Consider the following 5,254-nt stretch of genomic DNA (forward strand, 5'->3'; position numbering starts at 1 on the left):
ATGGGCAAGCAATTTGTCACTCAATGGCTGACCTAAAGACACCTCGACGCGGCGCTGTCCAAATAACCTCTCGCTTGATGGAGCCATCATGAAAGCCCTGCAATTTTCCAAAACCGGCGACCTGTCGGCACTGCAATACGTTGACGTTCCCCAGCCGGTGCCGGGTCAAGATGAAGTCTTGATTCAGGTAAAGGCTGCGGGACTGAATCCCAGCGATGTGAAAAACGTACTCGGGCGTTTTCCCTACACCACGATGCCGCGCATTCCCGGTCGTGACTTTGCGGGCATCGTCATTGAAGGCCCACAAGCATTGCTCGGCCAAGAAGTGTGGGGCACCGGCAAAGAGCCTGGCTTCTTTCGCGACGGTTCACACGCGGAGTACCTGACGTTGCCTGCCAACGGCGTCGCGCTCAAACCCAAAGCCTTGAGTTTCGTTCAAGCCGCGAGCCTCGGCGTTCCGTTCACCACCGCCTGGAACGCCCTGCAACGCAGCCTTGTGACTGCTGGCACGCGCCTATTGGTCATTGGTGCAAACGGCGCAGTGGGCAGCGCTGCGTTGGCATTCGGCAAAATCCTCGGCGCCCAAGTGCTCGGCGCAGTGCGTCGTCCCGAACAGATCAACGCGCTAAAGGAAGATGGTTTCGACGCCATCCTGTTGGACAAACACGAAGACCTCGGCGCCCAAGTCAACGCCGTCTTCCCCGGCGGCGCCGACGTCATTTTCGACACCACCGGCTTCTGGTTGCCGTCTGCGATCCCTGCCTTGGCCGCTTTCGGTCGTATTGCCATTATCGCTGCGCCGGTGGATGGCCATGTACAACTGCCCGCATTGGCGCTCTACCGCAAAGGCGGCTCAGTGGTGGGCATCAACACCTTGCTCTACGGCACCGAGGCTTGCGCCGAGATGCTCAACCAGTTCGGGCGATTCTTTGATGAGGGCCTGTTGGCGTTGCCCACCGGGATAGTTGAATCGCCGTTGAGCGAAGGGCTGGCGCGCTATGAGGATGTGAATAAGGGGAGCGGGGATAAAGTGGTTTTTGTGCCTTGAAGATCTGACTCCGCCCGTACAGTCCTCAAATCCTTCACGGCCGGCATAAAAGATCCGGAGTCTTTACCAGACTCCGGATTTTCCTGCTGTCCGAGGATCAGTCAACAATACTCAAAGAGCATAATAAATCTTTTCCGGAGCAGTCCTACAGCAGTCCTTGAAGTGTCCTACATCCTATAAATTCCGTTTCCCGTAGCCTGTATGTCCATTGAAAAAAGGACGCGTACTCATGGCTAATAATGCATACATGACCATCACCGGTAAGACGCAAAAACTGATTTCAGGAAAGTGCTCGACGCCTGAGTCGCTTGGCAATAGATATCAGACAGGCCATACCGACGAAATAATGGTGCTGTCTTACCATCACAATATGACCCGCTCCGGTAATTCCCATCACCCAACACACAGCCCTCTTGTCATCACAAAATACGTCGACAAATCAACGCCGCTGCTCGCTCAAGCGTTTACTAATAACGAAGAAGTAGAGTGCACGATTAGCTTCTACCGCGTGGCTAGCCACGGCGGACAGGAACTGTACTTTTCAGCGAAGTTGACCGGCGGAGTTATTGCGGATCTGAACCATGGGCTGCCCGATACGCTTTTACAGCCGGACGGAGAGTTTCAAGAGCATGTAACGATTAGCTATCAAGATATTCGCTGGACGCACCACATAGCCAACAGCAGCGGTTATAGCTTTTGGGGTGATGAGTCATGAACCCAAACCGCTACGACATATGGGGTGTTACGAAAGCTGCCGGCAAATTGTCATCACACGCCCTAACCGTCGGCGCCCGCCACTTAAGCGACGGTAAAGGGCGACTGCAGTTCAGTCGGGAAGTCGCTGTTTACGCACGGCGTATTGTTGATGACGTGCAGCTAGGCCGAAAAACACCGGAACAAGGTGTGAGCGAGCTGTTGCAAGAACAGCGTAGCATCACGAATCAATCGCTGGCCGTAAACCGCGTCGAGCCAGGCGCCTTGACCTACGCAACCAAGAACACCTCAGTGTTACACCTCACCCCATTCTTACCTGACCCTAAACGGTTATTTCGCTTTGTCCATAAGCAATACCTCGAAACGCCTGAACAAAGGGCTTTGAGTGCATCCCGAAGGTCTGTTCGGCCAGTGCCGACCAAAACCTACAGAAGGGAGTCGCCGGAAGACTGGCCTGCAGCCATCGAGTTATACGCCCCCGGGTTTTACATCGTCCCCAAAAGCACCACGGTTGAGGCGCTGCAGGCTGAACTATTCACCTCGCCAACCCAGGCGGTCATCGACAAGTTCAGGGTATTGAATCCTGGTTTGGACCAGATCAAAGCTGGCCAGATGATCGTGCTGAGTGATCCTGATAACTACAAATGTTCGGAAGAAGAAGCCCGGCTGATGGCCGCAGCAGAGACGGTGAATGAGCTGTTGGCGGACCTTAGCCCTGAAGAAGCGGACTTTATGGCCCGCCATCGGGATGAGATTGAAACGTTTCTGACTCGGGGTTCTACGTCGATAGGGGTGGGTGAAGCGGTTTTCGCCAACAACTTGAAGAGCGTTCAGAGCTTACTGAAAGGGATAGAAGACTTACATACGAGCAGTTTCCAAAAGCATGGACATCTACGCTCAGCGGAGTTTTTCGCCGAACGTAAGCAACTGTTAAATCAGCTCGATAGCCAACTTACCTCATTCACCAAAAAAAGCATTGGCTTCCCCGACCACCCGAAGCTGAAAACCGCTTTGGGTCTTTCCAGTCGCAGTTTTGTATATCGCTGGGGGCAAGCTGGCGGAGCCCGTATGCCCCCCGGTTATGCGACTCACTTGGCCGGTGTGACCAAGGCGGCCAAATACCTCAAGTATGGGGGGTACGTTGGTATAGCGATTGGTGGCGGTGCTTCTTATATGAAGGTTCAGGACGTGTGTGCTGCGGGTGATAGCGCAGCTTGTGAAAAAGTGAAGTATACGGAAGGCGGGAGCTTTATCGGCACGGTCGCGGGTGGCGCTGGCATTGGTGCGTTAAGCGCTGGTGCGGTTAGCTCTATCTGCTTGGCGATTGGCGTGCCTACTGCCTTGTTAGGAACGGTTGTATGCGGAGTTGTGGTAGTCGGAGTCGGCTCTTTCGCGGGAGGGACTATCGGAGGAATGGTTATTGAGGGTGTTGGAGAAAAAATATATGAGGCCACGCATTGAGCATAAACACTGCAGACAAGATTTTTATCTTAGTTGGGATAGTTGATGTGGTTGCTATATTTGTCTGGCTTGGCATTGCGCTATATGTCGCGTACAACAAGATGGACATGATGCTGGGTCACTTGAAAAATTGCTCCGCCGTGACGATGCGCACCCCGTTCAAAAATGGAGGTCCAGGGGGGAGATTGTTTTTACTAGGAGCGATAATAGGATTAATGACTATGCCTCATATCTATCTTCGCCACGGAGTAGCCAACGCGGAAGATCTGCAAAATTTCCCTCCCGACCTTAAACGCAAGTTGATTATTCTACAAACGGTCGGATGGGCACTCATGTTAGTTATGATAGGAATGGCTGTAGTGCTCAAATTAGGGCTGGTGTAATCTTTCTGGAGTCGCCAGCCGCAGTGTGGTGCGTCCCTAGGGACAGGCTGGCGGAGCCCGTATGCCTCCCGGTTATGCGACTCACTTGGCCGGGGTGACCAAGGCGGCCAAATACCTCAAGTATGGGGGGTACGTTGGTATAGCGATTGGTGGCGGTGCTTCTTATATGAAGGTTCAGGACGTATGTACTGCGGGTGATGCTGAGGCGTGTAGAAAAGTTAAATACACCGAGGGCGGGAATTTTATAGGAACGGTAGGCGGTGGTGTTTTCAGTAGTTTGGCATTGGTGGGTTCTACTGGTGCTATCTGTGCAGCGCTGGGGGTACCCACGATGGGAATGGGAACGCTTGCATGCGGAATCGTTGTTGTTGGAGTGGGTGCTTTTGCCGGGGGTACTATTGGAGGCGGGGGCGGCGAATTCGCAGGGGAGTATATTTATGAGAAGACTCAATGATCATAAATACTACTAGCGACGTAATATTTTACGTCATCTTAATCGTTTTTGGGGGTATGTTATTTAGCTTCAGCATAGCACTGTATATATCGTACACAAAAATGAATCTGATGTTAAGCCACCTACAAAGAAGTCCTGCTATTACGACTCATTCTTTTCTAATAAACACTGGTCCTTGGGGTAGGTTGTATTTGCTGGGAAAAATAATGGGACTAATGACTATGCCTACCATTTATCTCCGCGATGGAGGCGCCAGCGCAGAGGATCTGAATAACTTCCCTGTCGGGCTTAAGCGAAAACTTATTGTTTTGCAGTGGTTTGCGTGGTTTTTGTTATTGGTAATGATAGGTGTAGTTGCAGTAATTAAGTTATGGTTGGCGTAGTTGATCATGTGCATAAAGGGTACTAAGCTTCCCTCCTTTCAATGGCACTTGCATTCAGAGGCATTCTTCGTGGAGCGCAAGCGCCTGCTTGAACTCCTCGATAACCAACTTACCTCATTCACCAAAAAAAGCATTGGCTTCCCTGACCCCCCGAAGCTGAAAACCGCTCTGGGTATTTCCAGTCGCAGCCTAGTAACCGGCCGACCTGTCGATCATAGCTTGCAACCTATAGGTGTTGGCTTGCCGACTAAGCCGCAGAATCCAAGCTTCTGATTTCCGGCTCCACGACGAAGCCCAAGAAAAACGCCGCTTTCTCATTTCGAGGTAAGCGGCGTTTTTCTTTATGCGAACAGCATTGCGCATTTGGCGGGCTTTGTTTGGAGTAGTGTGATCAACCAATCAGGCGAGCATCTTGCGGCCTGGACCAAATCGATTGGTTTCCGGCTGGCTTGCGAAAAGCAGGAAAACAAAACCGGCTATAGGCACGATGAGCCACCAACCGCTTCGATCAGTGTCATGCATTCGACGAACGCCAATGGCTATCCCGGGAACAAAGACAGCAAGGGTATAGAGATCCGACAGCCACGATGCGCGAGTAATACCGGCAATAACGCCAATGGCAACGGCGATGATGACGCTCAGCAAGAAAAACATCCAATACTCTTGGCGAGTCGAGCGGCCACTGAACACCGCGTATTGCTTCATGGGTTCCAGGAACCAATCAAAAAAACCGTATTTTTTGTACGAAGAATTCATAGTGAAGGAAGCCGATCCCACGCTGTAAGGGTTCGACTGTGTGGCGCCACATTGC

At 52.0% G+C, this 5,254-nt stretch carries 6 protein-coding genes; 5 read left to right on the forward strand and 1 reads right to left on the reverse strand.

What is annotated here, in order from left to right; all coding sequences use genetic code 11:
- The first annotated feature begins 88 nt into the window (after positions 1-88).
- The 5 genes from M0974_RS21395 to M0974_RS21415 all read left to right on the forward strand — a co-directional run bounded on the left by M0974_RS21395 (position 89) and on the right by M0974_RS21415 (position 4,060).
- Entirely contained in the window at positions 89-1,048 is a 960-nt protein-coding gene (locus M0974_RS21395; RefSeq protein WP_297841366.1) for a zinc-binding alcohol dehydrogenase family protein, read from the forward strand.
- 229 nt (positions 1,049-1,277) lie between these two features.
- Positions 1,278-1,763: an Hcp family type VI secretion system effector gene (locus tag M0974_RS21400; RefSeq protein WP_297841369.1), complete on the forward strand. Its 486-nt coding sequence runs from the start codon at positions 1,278-1,280 to the stop codon at positions 1,761-1,763.
- Complete coding sequence (locus M0974_RS21405) at positions 1,760-3,223, forward strand: hypothetical protein (protein WP_297841373.1); 1,464 nt, start codon at positions 1,760-1,762, stop codon at positions 3,221-3,223. Before M0974_RS21400 ends, M0974_RS21405 begins: the two co-directional genes overlap by 4 nt.
- Positions 3,220-3,606 (forward strand): hypothetical protein, encoded by a 387-nt coding sequence (locus M0974_RS21410; protein WP_297841375.1) that lies wholly within the window; start codon positions 3,220-3,222, stop codon positions 3,604-3,606. The genes M0974_RS21405 and M0974_RS21410 overlap by 4 nt, the downstream gene beginning before the upstream one ends.
- Before the next feature lie 61 nt (positions 3,607-3,667).
- Positions 3,668-4,060 (forward strand): hypothetical protein, encoded by a 393-nt coding sequence (locus tag M0974_RS21415; RefSeq protein ID WP_297841378.1) that lies wholly within the window; start codon positions 3,668-3,670, stop codon positions 4,058-4,060.
- Between the two features lie 782 nt (positions 4,061-4,842).
- Here the strand turns inward: M0974_RS21415 and M0974_RS21420 are convergent.
- Positions 4,843-5,254: DUF805 domain-containing protein (locus M0974_RS21420; RefSeq protein WP_297841380.1), on the reverse strand; the 412-nt coding region annotated here is incomplete at its 5' end.

It is taken from the genome of Pseudomonas sp., from assembly GCF_026224925.1.
Lineage (GTDB): Bacteria > Pseudomonadota > Gammaproteobacteria > Pseudomonadales > Pseudomonadaceae > Aquipseudomonas.

What these genes read in the sequence shown, in the direction of transcription:
- M0974_RS21395 (WP_297841366.1), top strand. Translation starts at nt 89, where the DNA reads ATGAAAGCCCTGCAATTTTCCAAAACCGGCGACCTGTCGGCACTGCAA.
- M0974_RS21400 (WP_297841369.1), top strand. Translation starts at nt 1,278, where the DNA reads ATGGCTAATAATGCATACATGACCATCACCGGTAAGACGCAAAAACTG.
- M0974_RS21405 (WP_297841373.1), top strand. Translation starts at nt 1,760, where the DNA reads ATGAACCCAAACCGCTACGACATATGGGGTGTTACGAAAGCTGCCGGC.
- M0974_RS21415 (WP_297841378.1), top strand. Translation starts at nt 3,668, where the DNA reads ATGCCTCCCGGTTATGCGACTCACTTGGCCGGGGTGACCAAGGCGGCC.